A 2232-nucleotide genomic window follows, 5' to 3' on the forward strand; every position below is an offset into this window, starting at 1 on the left:
CCCGGCGATTGAAATCGCGGCGACACAGACAAAACCCACCTCCGTGGGTTGAAGAAGGCCGGACATCTCAAATTATGTCATTTTCGACCGTCGGCGTCCGGCGGACATTGTTTGTGTAGACGCGGTTTCAACCGCCGTCTTATCTTACCTAATAGATTCTGGGAATTTGCGCCCAACATCACCAAACCCCAAACTACAACTCCCGCGCCGATACTAATCAACAATACCAACCCAAAAGAATTAATTCCCACCTTCACCAAAGGCAAAGCAATCACCTGATTCGGCGGGTCTTGTTTGATTAAATAAGGAGAACTCCCAGCCACTACTCCGGCGACTCCCAAACCAAAGCCCACAGCTTGAATCGTGACTTCTAATTTTGCATCCCGATAAGCTTCTTCGATCGCCACAACACCTCGAATTGCTTCCATTGCCTTGTCTAGCAAGCCGGAACCGTGTTTGAAATAACCTAAATCTGCTTGAATCTGCCTTTGAAACTGCGGGCAGTTTTGCGTCCCGAATGCTGCGAGGAAACTTAAATCTGTATCCCTATCATTATACTTTTTACTGGATTTGATGTCAAGACTTATTTCATTTAATTTATTTTGGTAATTTTGGGCGTTAATTGCGATCGTATTTTCCCGAAACTGCAAATCAATCAACAACCGGGCATACTTCACAGCCCGCGGCGGCATCTCAATCATCTGAGTTTCCAGATATTCCAATTCTTTCTCATTTAAACCCGCACCTTTCGATTGTCGCAGCTTCGCCTTATCCCGCTGCAAATACTTAAAAGTTTGGTCAATATCGAGTTCAATTTGCTTGTATTCCTCGCGAATCACCGCATAAAGCTTGCGGCAATCGCCATAAGCCCGAAGAATCTTATTTCGGTACAAAAACAAATCCATAAAATCGCTGTACCGCGTCTCATCCCAGATTTCATCAGTTGTCTGGCTGTTGAAAAACCAGATAATCACGTGACAGTAACTATCCGGCTGATTGAGATCGCCGTACTCCAAAATTGGACTGCCGAATAACTCGCCTTGACGAACAAACTTCGGGAGATTGTCATCGGAAATCAAGTTTTCCAGACACTGTTGGGCTAAACCTTTGAGAAACTGTGAATCTTCCCGCGCCGCCTGATTTTGTTCCACACTCAGCCCAGCCGTAATCAGCAGAGTTTGACCGAAATAACTCTGCACAAAATCCGGCAGCAAACAGTTATCGGGATTAAATTCTTTGAAGATGCAAACATCGACAGCGGGCGTTTTTTTGTTGTTAACTTGTTGCGGTACGCGAATTTGTAAACCCAAAGCATAGCTGTCATCAATCCGCAGCGGTTGGGCGAAACCTTGGAGGCCAATTTGCTGGTTGTCAAGGGAAATATCCTTAGCAAAAGCGAGAGAATTTCGCCCGCCGACAACTTGTTTGTTAATTAGTTCAACTCGCCATCCGAGAGGTTCATCTTTTTTTTGTAAATAGCTGCCGTTGAATGCTTTACCGACTGCTAATTTAGTTTGCAATATCTCGTTGCACTTTTCCCACACTTTGGTTGATTCTACAGGAGAACTCGACTCTATTTCTGGGGGTTTGCAGAGGTGGTAGGCAAATAGATAGACGTTGGGGGCATAGATTTTAGTATTTTGAGTCATTGCCTTTATCTGATTTCTGTGCATCTAGTTGTTGAAGTTTTTTATAAGTTTCTTCAATATCTTGACGCAGAGTTTGAGTAGTATTGGTTAACATCTGCTGTGTGGTTGCGGTGGGTTTGCCGGCATCGTCGATATCTTGCCGCGCTTGTTCTCTTAATAAATCTCCCAATCCATGATGCGCACACCACTTGCTGATAGTCGTAGCAATCGGGAATAATTCATCATTGGCTGATTCTGCTATTTGTGTCTCTAGTTACTGTCTGCTTAATCTGCATCCAAGCCTGCTAAAATTTTAGTAGCAAATTCTCGTAAAAATTCGGCAAAATCATCGTCTAACAATTCTAGATTCGCTGGGAGGATTGTGGTTGCTTCGTCATCGCGGCGACAGGATAAGAAAGAGCGATCCGATTTAGATACGTTTAATGGCGTTTTTTAGTCATTCTTCATAACCCATGTTTAGAGGATTTTACATTTTTTCAGGCGGGAAAACAAGGGATTTTTTGCGGAATTTGAGGTTTTTATGCGGAATTTTAGCTTTTAATTTTGAACCGCAGATGTTGGCGGATGGACGCGGATGGACGCA

At 43.8% G+C, this 2232-nt stretch carries 2 protein-coding genes; both read right to left on the reverse strand.

Annotated features, from left to right (window positions below; translation table 11 throughout):
- Positions 1-77: 77 nt before the first annotated feature.
- Positions 78-1649, reverse strand: coding sequence for a hypothetical protein (locus tag QT974_RS21120; protein ID WP_333470380.1), 1572 nt, complete (start codon positions 1647-1649; stop codon positions 78-80).
- Entirely contained in the window at positions 1633-1818 is a 186-nt protein-coding gene (locus QT974_RS21125; protein WP_333470381.1) for a hypothetical protein, read from the reverse strand. Before QT974_RS21125 ends, QT974_RS21120 begins: the two co-directional genes overlap by 17 nt.
- Positions 1819-2232: the final 414 nt, after the last annotated feature.

This window comes from Microcoleus sp. BM001215392 (assembly GCF_036700185.1).
In the GTDB taxonomy this organism is placed as follows: Bacteria; Cyanobacteriota; Cyanobacteriia; order Cyanobacteriales; family Microcoleaceae; genus Microcoleus.